An 877-nucleotide genomic window follows, 5' to 3' on the forward strand; every position below is an offset into this window, starting at 1 on the left:
GAACACGCTTGAAAAAAATACGCCAATGGTGTTGGATTGATTTTTGCATGTTCTAACAAAATATAATACAGTGCCTTGTTGCTGTTGTTAACGGTTGGTGGCTTAATGCCAATTTGCAAACATTGTGCAAGCACAATCAAACGCCCAATACGACCATTGCCATCACTAAATGGATGAATCGTTTCAAAATGATAATGTGCTTGAGCAATATCACTTAGGCTCTGAATATAGGCATAGGTTTTTACCCAGCTTTCCAGTTCTTCCACAATGTCATCTAGATGCGTCAGTTGCGTATCAACATTTGGCAATACTCTTTGCTTAGTAAAAAATTCACCTGCATTATCAATCAAGCCACGCATTAGCACTTTATGCCAATCTTTAATTTGCTGCAAAGTGATCTCTACTTGAAAATTTTGAGCGATTTCTTGGGTAAGATAATAAATGTTTTGCACCTCTGCTACTGAGGTTGCACGGAAATTATTAGGCACGGTGTTGTTAAGTACAATTGCATCAAAATCCGCTGCTTGCGTGCCTGTCTCAATCTCAAGAGAACCTGCTGCCATTTGTCTAAGCGTCTTATCCATAATGGCAGGCTCGAACAAAAAATCGCCCAACTCAATACCTTTGACAACCTTGCTGAGATTACTCATATTTGGCAAAAAAATAGACTGGCACCATAGCCAATCAATCTTATCTTGATTTTTAACTTTAATCTTTTGAGGGTTATCATTCCAAGCAATTAGCGTCATTCGAGTAATGCCTAGTGCCTGCGAAAAGGCAACTGAAGTTTGGTAATAATTCTGCAAATCGCTCAACTTTTGAGCATAGGAAATACTTTTATAATCAAAATTCATGGTGTATAATTTTTTGTATATTT

1 protein-coding gene is annotated in these 877 nt (G+C 37.5%); it reads right to left on the reverse strand.

Annotation, left to right across the window (positions count from 1 at the left end; genetic code table 11):
- On the reverse strand, positions 1–854 hold an 854-nt coding region (locus BBROOKSOX_RS11885), incomplete at its 3' end, for a Fic family protein (protein ID WP_139662104.1).
- Between the last annotated feature and the right edge of the window lie 23 nt (positions 855–877).

It is taken from the genome of bacterium endosymbiont of Bathymodiolus sp. 5 South (assembly GCF_900128535.1).
In the GTDB taxonomy this organism is placed as follows: domain Bacteria; phylum Pseudomonadota; class Gammaproteobacteria; order PS1; family Pseudothioglobaceae; genus Thiodubiliella.